Below are 19,810 nucleotides of genomic sequence, written 5' to 3'. Positions count from 1 at the left end.
AGGCTGATACCGCCCAAGAGTTCATATCGACGGCGGTGTTTGGCACCTCGATGTCGGCTCATCACATCCTGGGGCTGAAGCCGGTCCCAAGGGTATGGCTGTTCGCCATTTAAAGTGGTACGCGAGCTGGGTTTAGAACGTCGTGAGACAGTTCGGTCCCTATCTGCCGTGGACGTTTGAGATTTGAGAGGGGCTGCTCCTAGTACGAGAGGACCGGAGTGGACGAACCTCTGGTGTTCCGGTTGTCACGCCAGTGGCATTGCCGGGTAGCTATGTTCGGAAAAGATAACCGCTGAAAGCATCTAAGCGGGAAACTTGCCTCAAGATGAGATCTCACTGGGATCTTGAATCCCCTAAAGGGCCGTCGAAGACTACGACGTTGATAGGTGGGGTGTGTAAGCGCTGTGAGGCGTTGAGCTAACCCATACTAATTGCCCGTGAGGCTTGACCATATAACACCCAAGCCATCTGCACAGCAGTGGCGGTGTGTGAAGACGATACAGCCGAAAGCTGATCAACAAACGCCGAAAAATGTTCACATAACCGAATTTGCCAGCGTGTGAAAACGCACTGGCTACCGAATTTCTTGACGACCATAGAGTGTTGGAACCACCTGATCCCATCCCGAACTCAGTAGTGAAACGATACATCTCCGATGGTAGTGTGGGGCTTCCCCATGTGAGAGTAGGTCATCGTCAAGATTCAAACACAGAACCCCTGATCGCTCTGCGATCAGGGGTTTTGCTTTTGCGCGCGGAAAACATGCCGTATGCATGGGGGAGCGAGCTTGCTCGCGAAGCTGTTTGCGGCTGAAACGGATCGCCGCCCGGCCGATCCTGCAGACAAAAAAAGACCGCCCCGAAGGGCGGTCCCGGCAACACTCCAAACCTCAGAGCACTGCTTCTGCTTCCACCACCGCTTCAGCCTTCACAGGCTCTTCCCGGCGTTGAATGTACTTCCAGTCTGCCTCATCGATATAGATACCGTTCGGCCCGCTACCGCCTTCCAGGTCAATGGCCACATGCGCTGATACCTGAGGCTTCACACTCGCCAGAATCGGCACAAAGCCCAGTTGCTGGCTGGTTTCCAGCAGTGCCGACTGGTTCTTCTCGTCGATATCTGCTGCTTCATCCAGGTAGTAAGGCAGCCGCACCCGGCCAGCCAGGTCGCGGTCCATCAAGTGCAGCAACAAGTACATGTTGGTCAGTGCCTTGATGGTCATGGTCGTGCCGTTCGAGGCCGCACCGTCGATGTCGGTGTGGATTACCGGCTGGCCGTTGACCTTGGTGATCTCGAACGCCAGTTCAAACAGGTCCTTCAGGCCCAGCTGGTTATGGTTCGCTGCCACTAGCCGCGCCAGATACTCCTTGGCCTCTTCGTTCTTGTGATCCTGCTCGGCACTCTGACTCAGGTCGAATACCGACAGGGTCTCGCCTTCTTCGTACTGGCCGGCGCTGTGGATAATCTGGTCGATGTGCTTGAGCGCCTCCTTGTTCGGTGCCAGCACGATCCGGAAGCTTGCCAGGTTGGAAACCTGTCGGCGGTTGATCTCGCGGTTGAACAGTGCCAACTGGTGTTCCAGGCTCTCGTAGTCGCTACGGATATTGCGCAGGGTCCGGGCAATATCGGTAACAGCCGCCCGGCGCGCCTTGCCCAGCGTCAGGGCTTCGTCGCTACGGTGGGCATAAGCATTGATCAACAACTGCAGACGACGTTCGACGTCTTCTTCACTGTCGAACTTGGCCACGCCCTTCAGGCGCACCTGGGCATACAGCGCATCGATCTGACCGTCACAGCGCAGCAGTGCCTGCCAGCTGTCTTGATAGTCGTTGAGCAGCGGCAACAGGTTGTCCATCGAGTCGTCGACCGCTTCCATGAACGGGGTGCCCAGCGGCAAGTCGGCTGGTAGCAACTGCCGGCGACGCAGCGCGTCATCGAGGGTGCGTTGCTTGGCCTCCAGATCGCCGATCTGGCGTGCCACCAGTTGCAGCTTGGCCGACAACTGCTGGACTCGTTCGGTAAAGGCATCGCTGGAGCGCTTGAGCTCGTCCTGAGCGGCTTCCATCTGCGCCAGTTCTTCGAGCTTGCCCGGTTCTTCAGCACTCAGGGTCTGGCTGCGGCGGAAATCTTCCAGAGCCTTTTGTGCATCAAGCACCTGTTGATAGAGGGCTTCGGTCTGACTCTTGCTGGCGGTGCGGTCGGCTGCCACGGACTGCTGGGTCTTGAGCTGCTTGAGTTCTTTTTCCAGGCGGTCTTTCTGATCACGCAATGCAGCGCGGTCGGCCAGCGCCTGCAAGGCCGGTGGCTCGATGCTCGACAGGTTGATCGACAGGCCCGGTACTTCGAATTGCTCGCCCTTGAAGCCATCAAGCAAGGCTTCCAGCGATTTGACCCATGCATCACCGTCGTCTATGGCGATGCCTTGCTCGCCCAGCGGCAGGCTGAACAGCGCGCCATTGAAAAGACGCATCAAGCGTTCGACATCCGGTTGCGAGAACTCTTCACGCAGACGCGCATAGCTGTTGTTGTCCGCATGGTCGAGTTGCTGCTTGACCGACTTGAGGCGTTTTTCCAGATCCCTCAGTCGCTCTTCCAGATCCTCGGCGCTGAACTGCCGCGACTGCGCCAGGGCGCCGGCCAGTTCGTCGTGGGCATCCTTGGCTGCAAGCAACTGCTGCTCCAGCACCTTGGCGTCCTCGACCAGTGCGAAGCGGTTCTTGAGCACTGACAACTCACCCAGCCAGCGCTGGATGCTGCTGATCTCACGTTCCAGCCGCATCAGTTCCTGAGTGCTGTTGCGCTGGTCGTTCTGCATGACGTCTTGCTGGGCACGGTAGTGCTCAGCCTGGATGACCAGTTCTTCCTTGCGTGCCCCGGAATAATCCGACCAGGTGCCGAGCAGCGAGTCGAGCAGCGGCGACAGGCGATGCAGCTTGCCGCGCAGGGCATCACGCTGACGCACGCCATTGGCCAAGGCCTCGACCAGCGGGCCGGCCTGGACCAGCGAGTTATAGTCCTGCTCCATGCGTCGTACATCGCGGAAGGCTTCTTCACAGGCGGCGATATAGTCCACGTTGCCGGAGCGCAGGCTGTGCTCGAACGCATCGAGGAACAACTGCTTGAGTTTCGCCGCAGTGATCTCGCGCATGTGCAGCAGGTTGATGAACAGGGCGCGGAAGGTCTTCAGGCTCTGTTCGCTGGTCGAGCGCAGCGGAATCAGGGTCAGGTCCAGCGGAATCGACGTATGACCGCCGACCAGTAGCCGGCGCAGCTCGTCGGGCTTGAGTTCGTAGGCTTTCAGCCCATGGCTTTCAAGGTTGTTGAACAGCTCTTTCTGACGCAGGCAGGTGTCGTTTTTCTGGTAATGGGCCAGGTCGAGGCTGCCGGCATAGGCGAAGAACTGGTGACCGAAGCCGCCGCCCGGGCCGCGACCTACCACGCCGATCACATGCGGTCCATGGGGCAGTGATACTTCGACCAAAATGTAACTGGTGTCCGAGGCAAAGTAGAAGCGCCGCGATTGTTCCAGGTTGTAGCGGCCGAAACTCATGTCTGACATGCGCGCCAGAATCGGGAACTGCAACGCGTTGATCGACGCACTTTTGCCCAGGTTATTGGCGCCATAGACCGACAGCGGATGTTCCAGCGGGAACAGCCCCAGGCTGTAGCCTGCCGTATTGAGCAGGGCAAAGCGGCGGATGCCGTAGCGTTCCTGGCTCATGCATTGATCTCCTGTTGTTCTTCGGCAATGGCGCGGGCCAGCGCCTGCTCCTCGGTTTCCTGCTCATCAAACGGAGCAAGGTCCAGCGGGTCGTCGGTGTGCAGCAGCTTCTCGTCACTGTCATCGTCGACCAGGATCGGCGTCGGCAGCGGCAGGTCGCTATGCAGCGTGGCGGCCAGGTCGCGGTCTTGCTGCACCGACAGGCACACATCGAGGAAGCGGTGCATCGGCGGCAGGAAGCGATAGATGCCCAGTTCTTCGTTGGCAAAACCCAGTTGCGTCATGCGCCGCATGATCTTTTCTTCAAGTTCTTCCTGGGTCTGTACTTCGGCCTGCAGAAACAGGTCGCGGTACTTGTCCAGCAACGAAGGCAGTTCATCACGGCCCAGGCTGCCGCCATCGAGCACGTTCATCGGGTCGCGGCCCTGGTCGGCCAGATGCTCGACCAGAATGAAGGTGAACAGCGCCAGACGCTGGGCGGTCTTGTTGACCTGCGCGGCAGCCTGTTCAGGCACGAAGTAATAGAAGCCGCGAGTGTCGCAGACCAGCTCGAAGCCCAGCGCCTTGAACAGCGTGCGGTACTGGTCCTGAGCATTGGACAACTGGGCATACAGCTCCGGGTCGCGGCGGCTGATGTGGTAACCCTTGAACAGCTCGCGAAAGATCGGAGCCAGTTGGGACATTTCAGACAGATCAAGATGCATGAGTGACGCTCTCGGAATTCTCTGGCTGCTCGCCGTTGGCAGACAGCAGGGCGAAGGAGCGCAGGCTGACGCGATGCTCCTGGGTGAAATACTCGCGGCGCTCCAGGCGCTGGCGTGCAAAGCGTTTGTCGCGCGACAGGCGGGAGAACCAGTACAGCAGTTCGTCGGTCGCGCCATCGGGCTCCTGTTCCAGCAGCCAGTTCATAAGGTCCGGCAGCGGCAGGGCGCTTTCACAGCGCTCCAGCATTTCCTTGACCGTGCGCGGTGCCCGAGGTGGTTCACCCTTGCGGGTGCTGCTGGCCTTGGGAAACTTCGCAGGTTTGGGTTCGAAGCGTGCCAAGGCATAAACATAGGCTTCAACCTGGCTGGCACTGCCGAGAAAGGTGCTTTGCGGCCGGGTAAACATCGGCATGGCCGCCTGCGGTACGGCATCGATACCTTTACGCCGGATGGCCGCCAGGGCCAGCGCGGCGCCACGGGTCACCGCATTGTGCCGACGCGCTTCTTCGCGCAGCGGCAGTAGCAGTTCGCGGGCATGGCGCAGAGTCAGTTGCGCGTTGGTCTGCATCTCCAGAATGCGCGCATGGGTGCGCAGCAGCATGTCGTCGTCCACCAGATGGCCGAGGCGTTGCTGTTCGGTGAGCAGGCGCAACAGCACCTTCTCGACCTTGCGCACGCCCTGTTCGAACGCGCCATCGGCCGCGACCAGCTGGATCATCGGCTCGACGTATTCGTCCCAGGTCGCCAGTACCTCGGCATAGCGCTGACGCAGCGGAATCTGCCGGTCGCTGGTCTTGGCCCGCTCGGCCACGGCCACCAGTGCCTGCTCGTCGTTACCGAGCTTTTTCAGCACGTCGCGCACGCGCATGTCGAGCAGCCGCAACTGGCGAGCCAGGTCGTTGGCATCGCGGATGTCGAAAGCATCCTGGATGTGTCCGGCCAGACGCTCCAGGTGGCGTAGATAAGCTTCTATTTCCAGGCACAGGCCCAACCGGTGCTCGCGGCGCAGGTAAGACATGAAGTCATGAATCTGTGCGTTGAGTTCGAAGCGGTTCGGGCTTTTGGCGACCGGCACCAGGATGTCCAGGCGAATCCAGACGTCCAGCAGGTGGGTAATATCTTGCGGGGTGCTTTCCTGCTGCTGGCCTGCCAGTTGCTGGCGCAGCTCGCTCAGGCTCATGGTGCCCTGGTCGAAATGCTCGCAAAGAGGCTCGAGCAGCGACCAGTGTTCGGCCAGGGCGCGCAGGACTCGCTTGGGTTCGATCATGAAAAGCTCGACCGTTGGCAAATGAAAGGCGCCGATTGTACTGCATCAACACTGCAAGGTTTCACCCCGGCAGATCAACCTTGCGCCGGAACACGGCAATCTGCGGCCAAGCGGATGAACGGTGGGTGGAACAGCACTGGCAGTAAACTTCCAGAGTCCCTAAACTTGCGCGCCTGACTTATCCACAAGTGGCCGATCTTTTGCTGAACGAGTCTCGTCGTCGCGACTATCTGAGCGCCATGCAAGTGGTGAGCTGGCTGCCGCGCACCGAACTGCCTTTCGCCGCGCCTTCGCGGCCGCAGCTGCTGGAGTGGCAGCCTGAGCCAGAGCCGGCTGCGGCACCGGTAAGGGCGCCAAATGCTGCAGTATCGGACAACGCTGTGCCCGTAACAGCGCCCCAGGCCCGCCAGCCGTCCGAGCGGCCGAAGATTGAAGTCCCGCGACCCTCATCGTCAGCTCCTAAAGCCTCGCCCAAACCGCTGGCCAGCAAGGATGACGTCGAGTCTGTCCCAGCGCCCAGGGCTCCAGTGGTTCCACCACCGCGTTTTGCCCTGCAATTATTGCGCGCCGGGCATTGCCTGCTATTGGTCGAGTTATCCACCGGCCAGCCGTTCCAGAGCCGCGACCCATCCTATCTGCTGCTCAAGGACATGCTGCGTGCGGCCGGCTTGCCCGACAGCCCGCAAATCATTGGCGAGCCGGTGCGCTGGCCGTTGCTGGTACGGGGGCAAATGGACCAGGGCCCGGAAGCTGCGCGGGATTTCGTTCAAGGGTTCGTCGCCGCACGGCTGGAAGACCAGCCTTGCGCCTGCCTGTGGCTGATTGGCTTGCCGGCGGTGCGTTTTGCCGGTGAGGCCGATGGCGAGGCGTTTTATCGTGAGCTTCAGGTCGAAGGCCTGGGTTCGGCCTGGGCGCTGCCAAGCCTTGAATTGTTGATGGACGAGCCGCAGCGCAAGGCTGACGTCTGGCAGGCAATGCGGCGTCTGATGACGCGCTGGAATACGATCAATGAGTGATGCAATTACCTTTCGCCGCATGGCCGAGGCAGACCTGGATGCGGTATTGAAGATCGAATACGCAGCGTTCAGTCATCCCTGGACCCGTGGCATCTTCCTCGATGCCCTCAAGTCCTATGAAGTCTGGCTGATGTTCGACGGTGCACAACAGGTTGGCCATGGCGTCATCCAGGTCATCATTGATGAAGCGCATCTGCTCAACATCACGGTCAAGCCGGAAAATCAGGGCCGAGGCCTGGGCTACCGGTTGCTCGATCATCTGATGAAGCGCGCTTACCAGCTCAACGGCAGAGAGTGCTTTCTGGAGTTGCGCGACAGCAACCGACCCGCTTACCGGCTCTATGAGCAATACGGGTTCAACGAGGTCGGTCGTCGTCGCGACTACTACCCGTCTGCTGACGGGCGTGAAGACGCGGTGGTCATGGCCTGCACCTTGCTGGACTGATCACTCGCGCTTGCCGTCGAGCGGGTCCAGATTCGCCAGCTCCTCTTCATCCAGCCCGTGGCCGGCGCCGATGTCGGCCTGGTCAGCTACGCTCAGTTCAAAGTCGGCGGGGCGGTCTGCACCGAGCTCCGCTGGCGACCGGGCGCCGTCTTCGCGGATCAACACCTCTGGCGCCAGGTCATCGTCGGTCGGGTGATGATCAGTGGTCGAGGCCCCGGTCAGGCCCGCTTCACGTACCCGGCGCTCGGGAAGCGCCTGCTGCCGCTCTGCCCCGGGCAGTTCGTCGCCAATACGTGCCGTGTCGTCGTCATCGAAGTCGAGGGTTTCCATTGAGCCCATGCGGTCCTGAATGTCGTCGATGGGCTCCGGTTGTTCGGCGTGAAACGGTCGGCGTTGCTCGCTCATGGCACAATCCTCTTGATGCGGGGTATGCAGGGTGGACCGGCCCGCGGGTAGAAGATTCCTTCCAATCGACCGGTGCCGTGACCCGGCGTCGATTGCGCCAGTCAAACCTTGAGCATCATCTCTGAGGTATCGAGCCGTGACCTACGCACTACAAGAATTGATCGACAACAACGAACGCTGGGCCGAGGCAATCAAGCAGGAAGACCCTGACTTCTTTGCCAAGCTGGCTCGCCAGCAGACTCCCGAATACCTGTGGATCGGCTGTTCCGATGCCCGGGTGCCGGCCAACGAGATCGTCGGCATGCTGCCGGGCGATCTATTCGTGCACCGCAACGTGGCCAACGTGGTCCTGCACACCGACCTGAACTGCCTGTCGGTCATCCAGTACGCAGTGGATGTCCTGAAGGTCAAACACATTCTGGTCACCGGTCACTACGGCTGCGGCGGCGTACGCGCCTCGATGCAGGACCAGCAGTACGGGCTTATCGACGGCTGGCTGCGCTCGATCCGTGACCTGTACTACGAGAACCGCGAAGCGCTGAGCAAGCTGACCACCGAAGAAGAGCGCGTCGACCGTCTGTGTGAGCTCAATGTGATCCAGCAGGTGGCCAACGTCAGCCACACGACTATCGTGCAGAATGCCTGGCACCGCGGCCAGAGCCTGTCGGTGCATGGCTGCATTTACGGGATCAAGGACGGCCGCTGGAAGAGTCTGAATGCGACCGTCAGCGGCATGGACCAGTTGCCGCCACAGTACCGCCTGCGCCCGCTTTGACCGTTTGCGGCTAAAGCGGCTCCCAAAGCCTTCACGAGCGAGCTCGTTCCCACCGTATTTCAAGTCAGGATTGAGGTGGGAACGACCGGGCGGCGCTCCGTCTTGGTTGTGAGGGCGCCAGGCCAGACAACACATTGCTGGCGCCTGACCCGTACCGTTACAACACGAACCGCTGCACCATGCTATTCAGATCATTGGCCAGCATCGACAACTCATTGCTGGCCACGGTTGTCTGTCTGGCCCCTGAAGCGGTCTGGGTCGACAGGTCGCGGATGCTGTTGAGGTTGCGGTCCACTTCATTGGCCACTTGGGCCTGCTGTTCGGCTGCGCTGGCAATCTGCAGATTGCGACCGTTGATGGTGGTGGTCGAACTGATGATTACTGTCAGTGCCTCACCGGTGGCGGCCGCCTGTTCCAGGGTCTGGTTGGCCTGGGTGGCGGTATGGCGCAGTGAGTTAGCGGTGTCCTGAGTGCTTTTTTGTACGCCGCTGATCAAGTTCTCGATCTCGGTGGTCGATGCGCTGGTACGTTGCGCCAGTGAGCGTACTTCATCGGCCACTACGGCAAATCCGCGCCCGGCCTCGCCGGCCCGCGCCGCTTCAATGGCGGCGTTGAGGGCCAGCAGGTTGGTCTGGTTGGCGATCGCACGGATCACATCCAGGATACTGCTGATGCTCTGGGTCTGTTCGGCCAGACCTTCTGCCTGGTGTGAGGAGTCCAGCACGTTGTCGGTCAGGTCCTTGATCGACACGATGGTCGCCGACAACCGTTCCTGCCCCTGAGCCGCCGCCTGGCTGGAGGCTTGCGACTCGTTCACGGTAGTGCTGGCGTTATCGGCCACCTCGACCGCCGCCTGGCTCATTTGGTTGATTGCCACCGCAGCCTGTTCGATCTCGGTATTTTGCAGCTTGAGGTTGCTGGCGCTGGCTTCGGCGATGCTGCCCATTTCCTGTACCGCCTCGGACAACTGACCGGCTGCGGCGTATATCTGGTCAATGGTGCTGTGCAGGTTACTGCGCATGCGTTCCAGCGTATGGAGCAGTTGTGCCGGCTCGTCGGTGCCGGGGGCGATATCGTGTTCGGTCAGGTCGCCCTCGGCAATGGTATTGGCGATATGCAACGCATCGCGCATGGGCTGGATGATACTCACGCTCAGGCGCCAGGCCAGCAGCAAGGTCAAAAGCAGCACGCCGGCAATCGCCACCAAGGCGATGATGCGCGTCTGGGCGTAGCTTTCATCGGCAATCTGTACCGCCACCGCCGCGCTCTGGCGGTTGAGTTCACGCAGCAGTTGCACCTGCATGTCCATCAGGTCGCCCTGAATCGCCAGGGTCGTGTCGGCCAGCATTCTTGCCTGGGGCAGGTTACGTTGCTCAATCAGCCCCATCTGGTCGTGCAGGGCGGGCATGAACGCCTTGTAAGCGTCTTGCAGGGCCTTGATCGAGTCCCGTTCGGCCACCGGCTTGGCATGTGCCAGATACTCTTCGAAGCCCTTTTCGACCTCATTCCTGAGCTGCTCGACGTTGATCTTGCTGTTGATCACTGCGCCGGGATCGTCGGCATTGGCCACCAGCCGCGCTGATTCGGCGCGCAGTTTGACCAGTGCAATGGCCAGCGCGTCGGCCATGGCAATACTGGGCAGGGAGCCGCTTTGCACCGCTTCGCCCTGATTACGGATGGCCTGCATCTGCAGCAGGCAAAACGCGCCGAGGGCGACGGTCAACACCGACGAAAAACCCAGGCACAGCACCAGCCTGGGGGTAATCCTGAAACGGCGCAGCAACGTCGTCTTCGAGGAGCGACGAAATACACGAGCCAGGAATTTTTTCACAGCGCAGACCCCTATCAGCGGATTTGTAGAGCTGTCCGTTTATAAGGCTGTTTGATGATGTCTTTGTGACATCGATAGCACTAAGTCTTTGTTTGACGTCAAAAATCTGATTTTGCGACGGGCGGTTGTGCGCCGATCTCTTCGAGCAGTTCCTCCAGGAAGCGCTGCATCCGGGCATGACGAACATTGGCCATTCGGGCCCCGGTGGCGGTCTGGAAGCCTTTGGCCAAATGCAGCAGCTTGGTTTGAAAGTGATCAATGGCGTACTGCTGATCGTCCAGGGGCCGCTGCCCGGCCTGCGGGTCGAAGGGATCGTAAAGGCGGCTGCCCAGCCGGCCTGAGACATGAAACATCCGCGCCACGCCGACCATGCCCAGCGCATCGAGGCGGTCGGCGTCTTGCAGTATCTGCGCTTCCAGGGTCTGTGGCGCAATGCCGGCAGAAAAGCTGTGGGCTTCGATCACATGGGCGACGGCCGCGACACGCTGCTCGTCCCAGCCTTTTTCGGTCAACAGTTCACTGGCTCTGGCCGCCGCCAGACGCGAGGCGCTGCTGCGAAACGGCGAGTTTTTCTCCACCTCGACACAATCGTGCAGCAAGGTAGCTGCCACCAGAATGTGCGGGTCGCCGCCTTCATGATTGCGAATCGCGCAGACGTTGCGCCAGACCCGCAACAGATGTGAGAGATCATGGGCCGCGTCGCTGCGGCCTGCACGGGTATGCGGCAGCAACAGGCTGGCCAGGTCCTGGAAAGGCTCGAAAAGATGGTCAGGCATCACGGCGCTCCTGCGATCGGATCCGCGCTCTAGCTTGCCGCCAGGCCGTGGTGCAGTGCAAGGCCGGTGCGGCAAAAGGCCGTGCTTTTCCCGAAGGCGGTAAAAACCCTTTATACTTCATGGTTTTTCCACCCTTTGATGCGAGAACTGCTGTGAGCTTACCGTCCTGCCCGAAATGCAACTCCGAATACACCTACGAAGATGGCAGCCTGCTGATCTGCCCGGAGTGCGCCCATGAATGGTCTGCCGAGGGGGATGGGGGTGATGCTGACGATGTAAAAGTCATCAAGGACGCCACCGGCAATGTGCTGCAGGACGGCGACACCGTTACTGTGATCAAAGACCTCAAGGTCAAGGGCTCGTCGCTGGTGGTCAAGGTCGGCACCAAGGTCAAGAATATCCGCCTGGTCGAGGGTGATCACGACATCGACTGCAAGATCGACGGTATCGGCGCAATGAAGCTCAAGTCCGAGTTCGTCAAAAAGGCCTAACAGGTAGTTTTCCAACGGCCTGCTAACGAACCTCCACCAGCACCGGGCAGGGCGCAGCATCGAGTACCTTGCTGCCCACCGACGGGTCAAGCAACCGTGCGAGAAATGACAGGTGGCGGTGGCCGATGACAATCAGGTCGCTGCCGATGCGTCGTGCCTCGGCGCAAATGGCCTCGGCCGGTTCGCCACTCAGCGTGGTGCGCACACAGGCCAGGCCCAGCCGTTGCCGGGCCTGCTCGATCAGGTCTTGCGCGTGATGCTGCTCAGCGGCAGCGGCGGGGTACTGTTGCTGCTCAAAGGCATCGTCGGGATTGTCCAGCGCATAGGCCGGGTCGACTACACACACCAGATGCAGCGTGGTGTCGGGACCGGTCAGCGAACTGGCCAGTTCAAGAACCTTGATGCTTTGCGTGCTGCCATCGAGGGCAACCAGAATGGTGGTGAACATGCAGACTCCCAGCGTTCGACTGCGGGCAGTCTGACCGCCTGGCGCACGGTCGGTAAATGCCGTCACCTGCAACTATGCATTGTGGCGAGCGCAATTGATGAGCCGGTTGTGATGATGCCTGTGCGCACGTAGACTTTGCGCTGTCCGCTGTTGTTCCATACCCACAAGAATCCGCCCCTCCATGCTTCGTTCTGGCGCAGGCCATGAGCGCGGTGTGCTGCGTGGCGTTTTTTCTTGCCTGGTTGCAGGGGTATGGACTGTACGTAATGGTGTCGGGCGCAGTGCCTGGCCGTTTTGATCGAGCGTTGCCTATCCCTGATGAATACAACCACGACTGCTCATGGCGGTAGCTGGCTTGGCGTAATCGCGCTGGCGCTGGCAGCTTTTATCTTCAACACCACTGAGTTTGTGCCCATCGGCCTGTTGAGCAATATCGGCGACAGCTTCGCTATGACGCCTGCACAAGTCGGCCTGATGGTGACCATCTACGCCTGGGTGGTGTCGCTGATGTCGCTGCCGATGATGCTGCTTACCCGAAATATCGAGCGGCGCAAGCTATTGATTGCGCTCTTCGGGTTATTTGTCTTCAGTCACTTGGTATCGGCCGTTGCCAGCAGCTTTGGCATGTTGCTGGTCAGCCGGGTCGGGATCGCCTTTGCCCATGCGGTGTTCTGGTCGATCACCGCATCGCTGGCAGTGCGCGTTGCGCCGCCAGGCAAGCAAGTGCAGGCGCTGGGCTTGCTGGCCACCGGTACTTCGCTGGCCATGGTGCTGGGGATTCCGTTGGGGCGCATGCTCGGCGAGGCGCTGGGCTGGCGCACCACATTTCTGGTCATTGCAGGCGTGTCGGGCCTGACGCTATTGCTGATCTGGCGCGCCTTGCCGTTGTTGCCCAGCCAGAACTCCGGCTCGTTGCGCAGCTTGCCGATGCTGTTCAAGCGTCCACGTCTGGTCGTGCTGTATGTGCTGACCGCAACGGTGGTCACGGCGCATTTTACTGCCTACACCTACATCGAACCTTTTACCCAGACCGTCGCCCACCTGTCAGGTGCAATGACGACGTTGTTGCTCTTGGTGTTCGGTGGGGCCGGAGTCATCGGTTCGGTCATCTTCAGCCTGTTCAGCAGCCGCTTTCCCAATGGCCTGCTGATCGGCACCATCAGTGTTCTTGCGCTGTGCCTGCTGCTCTTGCTGCCGGTATCGGGCAGTACCGCGGCGATTACGGCACTGGGCGTGGTGTGGGGCGTGGCGATGATGTGTTTCGGCCTGCTCCAGCAGGCTCGGGTGCTGAACCTGGCGCCGGATGCCACCGATGTGGCGATGTCGCTGTTTTCCGGCATCTTCAATATCGGCATCGGTGGTGGGGCGCTGCTGGGCAGTGTGGTCAGCAGCCAGTTGGGCGTGGCCAATGTTGGCATCGTCGGCGGGCTACTGGCTGGCGTCGGGTTGTTGCTGTGTTGTACGGCCACTTACCGCTTCGCCAGGCAACCGGACCCGCAGGCTAGCCCTTGAGCCGCCCCAGCCATTCCAGCGAGGTGCGCCAGATACACACGCCCAGGAAATAAGCCGACATCAGCAGCCATATCCCCATCACCACTGCGCTTTCATGGGGGTGGGTCATGATCAGCCAGCCGCTGCACACCAGCCATACCGTGGTCACGGCAATATTGACCGGCATGAAGCGACGCACCCGGAACGGGTGCAGGAACTTCACCCGGGTCACAGTCAGCAGTGCCAGCGCGACGATGGTCAGGAAGGTTGCCCAAGGTGATATCGGCAGGATGAACAGGCACAGCGCGACCACGTTCCAGGCGGCTGGAAAGCCCTGGAAGTAGTTGTCCTTGCTTTTCATGTCGACGTTGCAAAAGCAGAACAGCGATGACACCAGGATGATCGAGGTGCTCAGCAGTTTGGTGTAATCGGGCAGCGGGATATACCAGTAGATGAACAGCGCCGGGATAAACACGTAGGTCAGGTAGTCGATCACCAGATCCAGGGTAGAGCCGTCGAAATGCGGCAGCACCGAACTGGTATTGAGCTTGCGCGCCAGCGAGCCGTCCACGCCGTCCACGATCAGCGCCACGCCCAGCCATAACAGGCAGGCCTTGGGCTGATTCTCGAACAGTGCAATGGTGGCCAGAAACGCCAGAACCACGCCGGTGGCAGTGAAACCGTGGGCGCCCCAGGCATTGAGCCTGGCGATACGTGGGTTGGATATCACTTGCTGTTCTCCAGGAAGCCATGCCAGGGAGTCCCTGGCCAGTGAGCTATCGACCGGGCCAAGCGCCATAAGGTTCAGCGCTGACTTTGCCCGGGTTCATTGAACCAACTACGGTCCAGACCTTTCTGGTCCTGATCCGGCTCCATGAAGCGGGTCGGCGGGGTGCCGTCGGCATTGAGCTGGTTGATCAGGGTAGGTTGCCCTTGCTCATTGAAGAACACTTGGCCGAGGCCTGCCGAGTTCCACAACCGTTCGCCGGCCTTGCTGTGTTCCGGCGTGCGCGGAATGACCTTCATCAAGCGCCGCTTGGTGAACCAGTTCAGTGGGGAACGCGGTGAGTATAGCCAGCGGTTGAGCCGGTCGAATATAGCCAGCAGACGCTGCGGGAATTCATTTTTGATCCCGCTGCTGGTGATCTGCCAGATATGCGGTGCGCCCTTGCGATGACGGATCAGGATTTCGTAGACAAACGAGTAGTGCACATCGCCGGACAGAATCACGTAATTGCCCGGCGTGCGTGAATGCCGAAAGATATTCAGGATCACCTGGGCCGCGCCGCGGTGGGCCATCCAGTTTTCCGCATCGACCAGCAACGGGTAGCCGCACCAGCTGAAAATTCGCTGGATGGCCTCGATCAGCTTGACCCCGAACACCGGTGCCGGTGACACGATGATCGCGCTCTTGTGATCGATCAACTCCTGCTGCAGCTCGCACAGCGCCTCCCAATCGAGCAGCCCGGAAGGCTGAGCCAGATTCGACTCGCTGCGCCAGCGCCGGGTGCGGGTGTCGAGCACCACCAGCGCCGGCTCGGTGGGCAACACGTAATGCCATTGCTCAAAGCGCAGCAAACTGTCGATCAGCGCGTCCAGCGTCTGGTTATCGAGCATGCCGTCGTTATTCATGGCGCGGCAGCTCAGGGCATGGAACTGTTCGGTGGCCTCGGTAAAGACGTCCGGGTTATTGCCCCAACCCTGACACAACAGATAGCCGACCAGCGCATTGCCGATGATGCGCCGTGAAAACGGGTGGCCATAGGCAGTTTCTTCCCAACTGGCCGACAGGTTCCAGTCGTCAGTGACATCGTGGTCATCGAAGATCATCAGGCACTGCAAATGAGCCATGACCCGTGCGCTGCCTTGCAGGCCTTGCCTGAAACCTTCGACCAGTTCCTGTTCATATCGATAACGCTCGCGGCGCTGCTCATCGAGTTGCGGTGCGCTGATGTCGATCAGTGTCCAGGGCACCGGCGACCAGACCAGCAGGTACATGGCCATGATCTCGGCCAGGGTCACCAGATGGTTATCGGCGTTGCTGCTGGTGAACACCGGCTTGTTGACCCCGCCAAAGAAGCGTTCGCGCAGGGTTTCGTTGCTCTTGAGTGCCGGCAGCAGCTCGGCGCGGCGGTAATAGCTGGCCGGGTGGTCGTAGAGCTGAATACTGTCGTCCACCACCGCGCCCTCAAGCTGTTCGTCGAACAGCTCCAGGCGCTGGATCAAGGCATGAATGGCACGCAGCATGGGACCTGCGACGTCGTCGGCGTAGACCTGATCGCCACTCATCATCAGCAGGGCCGGGCGCTCCTGCGGCCTGGGCCCGGCGGCCAGCAAGCGGTCGGCACACAGCAGCCCTTCGGCGGCTGGATGGTGCGGTTTGCGGCACGAGCCATGCAGCATGTGATCGATCCGGCTGCGAATCACGAAGTTCGGCAGCGCTGCACTGGCATACAGCAAATGTGGCGCCCAGTTCGCTATCGACGCCTGTGCTTCGTCGAGCAGCAGGTCATAGTCGATCTGCACGTCGCACGGCAGCGGGTTGTCGAGCTGCAGGTCAATCAGGTGCACGAAAGCATGGCGACCAATGGCGATCACCTGGCACTGCTCGTCGTTCAGCGCATAGTCGTGCTGCTGCCGCTGGCCCTGAGCATCGTTGAATATCAGCCGCAGGGTTGGTGCAAGCGGCCGTGAACCGACCAGCCACAACACTAGCCGATTGCTCTCCTGACGACGCAGGATCGGGCCTGCAAGAACACTGGGTAACGCAGAGGTTGCATTGATTGCAGCGCACATCCGGGTTTATGGCTCTCTACAGAATGGGCGGCCATGGTAACCCGGCCAGTGTGAAAATTTCCTCGACCGCCAACCTCTGCGCCGATGACCGTACGGCAGAAAAACCTTCGTCCATCCCTCAACGCTGATCGAACGTGGCCGATAGCGTCATGAACACACGTTTGGCAAACCGTGCCTGGTTCAACCCTGATGATCTCTGGAAGGCTCTGCGTATGAATTGGTTCTACGATGCGAAACTCTCGACCAAGCTGCTGCTGTCCTTTGCGCTGTGCGCCGTGATTACTCTTGTGGTGGGCCTGATAGGCAGCCGGGGTATCGGCGAACTGTCCGACAGTCTGCGCCTGGTGTTCACCAATAACCTCATTTCGGTGGCCAAGACCGCCGAAACCAAGACCAGCGCGGTCACCCAGAGCCGCGACTTGTATCGCCTGGTATCCGCCTATGCATCCAATGCGCCGCAAAGCGCTCGCGATGAAATCATCGGCAAGATGCGTGAAAGCCGCAGTGCAGCTGAAAAAGCCTTTGCCCAGTATCGCGCCACGCCGCTGGCCGACGACGAGCGTGCAGCCGGTGACAAGATGGAGCAGGACTGGCCGGCCTATCAGGCGTTGGTTGATCGCGCTGTGACCCTGCTCGGTTCGGGTGACCTGGCAGCCGCCCGCGCGTTCATCGATGCTGATGTACACCGTGCTTATGTCAAAGTCATCGACGAATTGACCATCATGGTCGAATCGAACAACCGCCAGATCGGTGAAGGTGCGGCTGATGCCACCCAGCAAGAGGCTTCGGCCAAGCTGACCCTGTATATCGGTATCGCCATCGCTTTTATCGCCGCGTTCGCTCTTGGTCTATTCATCAGCCGGATCATCAGCGCACCGATTTCCAGCGCTGTGATCAGTGCCCAACGGGTCGCCAGTGGCGACCTGACCCAGCCCATTGTCAGCACCCGTCGCGACGAAGCCGGTCAGTTGCTCGCGGCCCTGGGCGATATGCAAAACGGTCTGAAAGGCACCATCCAGCAGATTGCCAGCGCAGCCGACCAACTGGCTTCCGCCGCTGAAGAACTCAATGCCGTCACAGAAGAAAGCAGCCGCGGCCTGACCCGTCAGAACGATGAAATTCAGCTGGCGGCAACCGCGGTGACCGAAATGACTGCCGCCGTTGAAGAGGTGGCTCGCAATGCCATGTCGACCTCCGATGCCTCCAAGCTCACCAGTGACGAAGCAGCCAGTGGCCGCGACCAGGCCCGCAACGCGGTCAAGGCCATCGATACGGTCAGTGCCGAGATTTCCAGCTCCACCACCCAGGTCGAAGAGCTGGCAGGGCAAGTGCGCGAGATCGGCAAGGTGCTGGACGTGATTCGCGGCATCGCCGAACAGACCAACCTGCTGGCCCTCAACGCGGCCATTGAAGCGGCCCGTGCCGGCGAGCAGGGGCGCGGTTTTGCCGTGGTCGCCGACGAGGTCCGCGCCCTGGCCGCGCGTACCCAGGCGTCCACCGGTGAAATCGAAGCCATGATCGGCTCGGTGCAGAGCAGCGCTGACCAGGCCGTGCGGGCCATGGGCAACAGTCGCAGCCTGGCCAGCGAGACCCAGACCCTGGCCCAGGCCACCGGTCAGTCACTGGAGCGCATCGCGCAGAGCATCGCGCAAATCAACGATCGCAATCTGTTGATTGCGACGGCATCCGAACAGCAGGCCCATGTGGCTCGTGAGGTGGACCGTAACCTTGTCAATATCCAGGACCTGTCGACCCAGACCGCCGCAGGTGCCAATCAGACCAGCGCTTCAAGTCAGGAATTGTCGCGCCTGGCCGTGTCGTTCAATGGCCTGGTGGGCAAGTTCCGGCTTTAAGCAAGACAGCCAAAGGCGTCAGCCAGGCTCTGCGGTGTAGATCCGCCAGGTATTGCGCCCGGCGGTTTTGGCCTGGTACAGCGCCTGGTCGCCCAGGCGCAGCAGTTCGCTGACGGTATGCGCCTGTTGCGGGGCCAAAGCGATGCCGATGCTGGCGCCGATCAGCACGTCGCGCTCCTGCACCCTGATCGGCTGGCTGAGTGTGCCTATCAGGCGTGCGCACAGTTGATCGAGGCTGGCAGGTGCCGGATTGCCCTGCAGCACAACCACGAATTCGTCCCCGCCCAGTCGCGCAGCCATGGCTTGCTCGCCCAGTTGCGCTTGCAAACGATGCGCGACTTCCTGCAGCACCTGATCGCCAGCAGCATGGCCCAGCGCGTCGTTGACCGGCTTGAACCGGTCCAGATCCAGATACAGCAAGGCCAGCGGGCGAGCCGGCGTCTGCTCCAGCAGATCACCAAGGTGGCGGGTCAGCTGATAGCGATTGGGCAGGCCGGTCAGAAAATCATGTTGGGAAAGGTGCCGGGCTTCGGCCTGACTGCGCAGCAGTGCCTCGAACTGCGCATCAATCTGCCGTGCCGACGCCAGGGCGTGGCGTAGCAGCACGGTCAGCACGCCGATCAGGGCCAGCACCGCCGCGATGAACAGCGGCAGGGTCTGGCGCAGCAGGTCCATACCCGGATGGGGCGGCGTCCAGTGCAACAGCAGCGTTGAGTCCGGCAGGCGCATCGACTCCTGACCGGGCAGCGCACTGGCTGCCAGGGTCATGGCGGGCAAACCATAGGTTTCGCTCAGATGTGCCAGCTCGTCGCGATCAAGCAGGGTCGCGAAAATCATCACGGATGGCGGCCCGGTAGTGGCCTGGATCGCCGGGTCCCAGCCCGGCGTGATAGCGGCCGCCGCCACCAGCGCCGGGGTATCGCCCACCTGCATGGCCCGCACAATACTGCCTTCTTCCTTGTCAGTGGCCCGCGCATCGGCCAGCAGCGCGGCCAGGTCGCCTTGCAGCCACTGGCTGGCCTGTACGTTGGACGCCTTGCCATCAATCACTGAGTAGACGGTCTGGTCCTGCGGGTTGACCACCAGCACCGCGTTGTAGCCATACAGGTCGAACGGAATGTCGCCGACATTACGCTGGTCATCGGCCCAGACCTTGTCCACTTTCAGGTGCAGGTTCTTATAGGCCTCGCCCCACTTGCTGTAGTTGATGATGTTGCGGCCCACTTCATTGCGCACCTGATCGAGGGTGCGTGCGATGAACACCCGCGAGCGCTGCTGGACATCGGCATCCTGACTCAGGGCGTTTTTGATCAGCAAGTAACAACCCAGGCCGATTAACAGCGCCAGCGCCGCAATCGCCGGGAGCAGGCGCAGGATCAACTGACGGCTGTGCTGTGTAGCCACCCAGCGGGTCAATGTGGGATTTAGCATGGGGACACCTGAAAACCGGTTGAAAAATGACAGTGCCCCCTTTCCCTGAAGACCTGCGGTCAAAAATGACCGGCTGACTAATGGCTGCCAGGGCTTATCCTACCGCCCGTGCATGACAGCCTCCAATAATTGCTTGATGGCATTGAGCTATTTCGCCGGGTGAAGACGGTTCAGACCGCCAGCCATCGAGCAGTGCTCGTTAAAGTGCCCTGTCACTCTGAGTCGTGGCCCGACAAGGATTTTCTGTAACCGTTCAAGATCTTTTCAATTGGTTTGTTGTCCAGATCAAAGGTCGTTCGCGACCACGGACTTGAAAGATCACAAGAGCTCAGGGTTGAGAAGCTTTTATAACAGAGCCAG

Annotated in this window: 16 protein-coding genes, 2 rRNA genes and 1 pseudogene (1 of these 19 cut by a window edge); 8 read left to right on the top strand and 11 right to left on the bottom strand. The window is 60.5% G+C overall.

The window, feature by feature from the left end; all coding sequences use genetic code 11:
• Together PSCI_RS04815 and rrf are read left to right on the top strand one after the other, a co-directional pair.
• Nucleotides 1-452: ribosomal RNA gene (locus tag PSCI_RS04815) — 23S ribosomal RNA — on the top strand (it extends 2,440 nt beyond the left edge of the window).
• A gap of 133 nt (nucleotides 453-585) precedes the next feature.
• Nucleotides 586-701: ribosomal RNA gene (rrf, locus tag PSCI_RS04810) — 5S ribosomal RNA — on the top strand.
• Nucleotides 702-889: 188 nt separating this feature from the next.
• Here the strand turns inward: rrf and mksF are convergent.
• The 3 genes from mksF to mksB are packed head-to-tail and all read right to left on the bottom strand — an operon-like array spanning nucleotide 890 to nucleotide 5,692.
• Complete coding sequence (mksF, locus tag PSCI_RS04805; RefSeq protein ID WP_045483489.1) at nucleotides 890-3,721, bottom strand: Mks condensin complex protein MksF; 2,832 nt, start codon at nucleotides 3,719-3,721, stop codon at nucleotides 890-892.
• Entirely contained in the window at nucleotides 3,718-4,425 is a 708-nt protein-coding gene (gene mksE, locus PSCI_RS04800) for an Mks condensin complex protein MksE (RefSeq protein WP_045483486.1), read from the bottom strand. Before mksE ends, mksF begins: the two co-directional genes overlap by 4 nt.
• Nucleotides 4,415-5,692: an Mks condensin complex protein MksB gene (gene mksB / locus PSCI_RS04795; protein WP_045483483.1), complete on the bottom strand. Its 1,278-nt coding sequence runs from the start codon at nucleotides 5,690-5,692 to the stop codon at nucleotides 4,415-4,417. Before mksB ends, mksE begins: the two co-directional genes overlap by 11 nt.
• A 200-nt stretch (nucleotides 5,693-5,892) precedes the next feature.
• On the opposite strand from mksB, the gene PSCI_RS04790 reads away from it, so the two are divergent.
• Together PSCI_RS04790 and rimI are read left to right on the top strand one after the other, a co-directional pair.
• Nucleotides 5,893-6,708, top strand: a complete 816-nt coding sequence (locus PSCI_RS04790; protein WP_045493844.1) for a hypothetical protein — start codon at nucleotides 5,893-5,895, stop codon at nucleotides 6,706-6,708.
• Nucleotides 6,701-7,153, top strand: coding sequence for a ribosomal protein S18-alanine N-acetyltransferase (rimI, locus tag PSCI_RS04785; RefSeq protein WP_045483480.1), 453 nt, complete (start codon nucleotides 6,701-6,703; stop codon nucleotides 7,151-7,153). Before PSCI_RS04790 ends, rimI begins: the two co-directional genes overlap by 8 nt.
• Here rimI and PSCI_RS04780 read toward each other — a convergent pair whose 3' ends face one another.
• On the bottom strand, nucleotides 7,154-7,558 hold the full coding sequence (locus PSCI_RS04780; RefSeq protein WP_045483478.1) for a hypothetical protein: 405 nt from the start codon (nucleotides 7,556-7,558) through the stop codon (nucleotides 7,154-7,156).
• A gap of 136 nt (nucleotides 7,559-7,694) precedes the next feature.
• Between PSCI_RS04780 and can the strand changes: the two genes are divergently transcribed.
• Nucleotides 7,695-8,333, top strand: a complete 639-nt coding sequence (gene can / locus PSCI_RS04775; RefSeq protein ID WP_045483475.1) for a carbonate dehydratase — start codon at nucleotides 7,695-7,697, stop codon at nucleotides 8,331-8,333.
• A 157-nt stretch (nucleotides 8,334-8,490) separates the two neighbouring features.
• Here can and PSCI_RS30115 read toward each other — a convergent pair whose 3' ends face one another.
• From PSCI_RS30115 to PSCI_RS04765, 3 genes and pseudogenes are all read right to left on the bottom strand, one after another.
• On the bottom strand, nucleotides 8,491-9,279 hold the full coding sequence (locus PSCI_RS30115; protein WP_442965466.1) for a methyl-accepting chemotaxis protein: 789 nt from the start codon (nucleotides 9,277-9,279) through the stop codon (nucleotides 8,491-8,493).
• 69 nt (nucleotides 9,280-9,348) lie between these two features.
• Nucleotides 9,349-10,164, bottom strand: a pseudogene (locus tag PSCI_RS30110) (Tar ligand binding domain-containing protein); the annotation flags it as partial.
• A 98-nt stretch (nucleotides 10,165-10,262) separates the two neighbouring features.
• Nucleotides 10,263-10,940 carry an HD domain-containing protein gene (locus PSCI_RS04765; RefSeq protein WP_045483470.1) on the bottom strand — a complete coding sequence of 226 codons (678 nt, stop codon included), beginning with the start codon at nucleotides 10,938-10,940 and terminating at the stop codon, nucleotides 10,263-10,265.
• 119 nt (nucleotides 10,941-11,059) lie between these two features.
• On the opposite strand from PSCI_RS04765, the gene PSCI_RS04760 reads away from it, so the two are divergent.
• Complete coding sequence (locus PSCI_RS04760; protein WP_144403196.1) at nucleotides 11,060-11,431, top strand: zinc ribbon domain-containing protein YjdM; 372 nt, start codon at nucleotides 11,060-11,062, stop codon at nucleotides 11,429-11,431.
• Between the two features lie 22 nt (nucleotides 11,432-11,453).
• Here the strand turns inward: PSCI_RS04760 and PSCI_RS04755 are convergent, their stop codons facing one another.
• The gene (locus PSCI_RS04755; RefSeq protein WP_045483465.1) at nucleotides 11,454-11,879 is read right to left on the bottom strand and encodes a universal stress protein; all 426 of its coding nucleotides are present in this window, start codon (nucleotides 11,877-11,879) and stop codon (nucleotides 11,454-11,456) included.
• Between the two features lie 318 nt (nucleotides 11,880-12,197).
• Between PSCI_RS04755 and PSCI_RS04750 the strand changes: the two genes are divergently transcribed.
• A complete protein-coding gene (locus tag PSCI_RS04750) occupies nucleotides 12,198-13,391 on the top strand; it encodes a sugar transporter (RefSeq protein ID WP_045483463.1) in 1,194 nt (397 codons plus the stop codon).
• Here the strand turns inward: PSCI_RS04750 and pcsA are convergent.
• Nucleotides 13,381-14,100, bottom strand: coding sequence for a phosphatidylcholine synthase (pcsA, locus tag PSCI_RS04745; RefSeq protein ID WP_045483461.1), 720 nt, complete (start codon nucleotides 14,098-14,100; stop codon nucleotides 13,381-13,383). The genes PSCI_RS04750 and pcsA overlap by 11 nt on opposite strands.
• Nucleotides 14,101-14,174: 74 nt before the next feature.
• On the bottom strand, nucleotides 14,175-16,166 hold the full coding sequence (locus tag PSCI_RS04740) for an isoleucyl-tRNA synthetase (protein ID WP_045483458.1): 1,992 nt from the start codon (nucleotides 16,164-16,166) through the stop codon (nucleotides 14,175-14,177).
• Between the two features lie 212 nt (nucleotides 16,167-16,378).
• Here PSCI_RS04740 and PSCI_RS04735 point away from each other — a divergent pair, with 212 nt between their 5' ends.
• Nucleotides 16,379-18,019, top strand: coding sequence for a methyl-accepting chemotaxis protein (locus PSCI_RS04735; protein WP_045493841.1), 1,641 nt, complete (start codon nucleotides 16,379-16,381; stop codon nucleotides 18,017-18,019).
• 18 nt (nucleotides 18,020-18,037) lie between these two features.
• Here the strand turns inward: PSCI_RS04735 and PSCI_RS04730 are convergent, their stop codons facing one another.
• Nucleotides 18,038-19,450 (bottom strand): sensor domain-containing diguanylate cyclase, encoded by a 1,413-nt coding sequence (locus PSCI_RS04730; RefSeq protein WP_052483353.1) that lies wholly within the window; start codon nucleotides 19,448-19,450, stop codon nucleotides 18,038-18,040.
• Nucleotides 19,451-19,810: the final 360 nt, after the last annotated feature.

The sequence above is a fragment of the Pseudomonas sp. StFLB209 genome (genome assembly GCF_000829415.1).
Classification (GTDB): Bacteria; Pseudomonadota; Gammaproteobacteria; order Pseudomonadales; family Pseudomonadaceae; genus Aquipseudomonas.
This window is presented reverse-complemented; position numbering and strand designations above follow the sequence as displayed.

Excerpts from the sequence above, each read along its gene's own strand:
- mksF (WP_045483489.1), bottom strand. The coding sequence starts at position 3,721 with ATGAGCCAGGAACGCTACGGCATCCGCCGCTTTGCCCTGCTCAATACG.
- mksE (WP_045483486.1), bottom strand. The coding sequence starts at position 4,425 with ATGCATCTTGATCTGTCTGAAATGTCCCAACTGGCTCCGATCTTTCGC.
- mksB (WP_045483483.1), bottom strand. The coding sequence starts at position 5,692 with ATGATCGAACCCAAGCGAGTCCTGCGCGCCCTGGCCGAACACTGGTCG.
- rimI (WP_045483480.1), top strand. The coding sequence starts at position 6,701 with ATGAGTGATGCAATTACCTTTCGCCGCATGGCCGAGGCAGACCTGGAT.
- PSCI_RS04780 (WP_045483478.1), bottom strand. The coding sequence starts at position 7,558 with ATGAGCGAGCAACGCCGACCGTTTCACGCCGAACAACCGGAGCCCATC.
- PSCI_RS30115 (WP_442965466.1), bottom strand. The coding sequence starts at position 9,279 with ATGGGCAGCATCGCCGAAGCCAGCGCCAGCAACCTCAAGCTGCAAAAT.
- PSCI_RS04765 (WP_045483470.1), bottom strand. The coding sequence starts at position 10,940 with ATGCCTGACCATCTTTTCGAGCCTTTCCAGGACCTGGCCAGCCTGTTG.
- PSCI_RS04760 (WP_144403196.1), top strand. The coding sequence starts at position 11,060 with ATGGTTTTTCCACCCTTTGATGCGAGAACTGCTGTGAGCTTACCGTCC.
- PSCI_RS04755 (WP_045483465.1), bottom strand. The coding sequence starts at position 11,879 with ATGTTCACCACCATTCTGGTTGCCCTCGATGGCAGCACGCAAAGCATC.
- PSCI_RS04750 (WP_045483463.1), top strand. The coding sequence starts at position 12,198 with ATGAATACAACCACGACTGCTCATGGCGGTAGCTGGCTTGGCGTAATC.
- PSCI_RS04740 (WP_045483458.1), bottom strand. The coding sequence starts at position 16,166 with ATGTGCGCTGCAATCAATGCAACCTCTGCGTTACCCAGTGTTCTTGCA.
- PSCI_RS04735 (WP_045493841.1), top strand. The coding sequence starts at position 16,379 with ATGAATTGGTTCTACGATGCGAAACTCTCGACCAAGCTGCTGCTGTCC.
- PSCI_RS04730 (WP_052483353.1), bottom strand. The coding sequence starts at position 19,450 with ATGCTAAATCCCACATTGACCCGCTGGGTGGCTACACAGCACAGCCGT.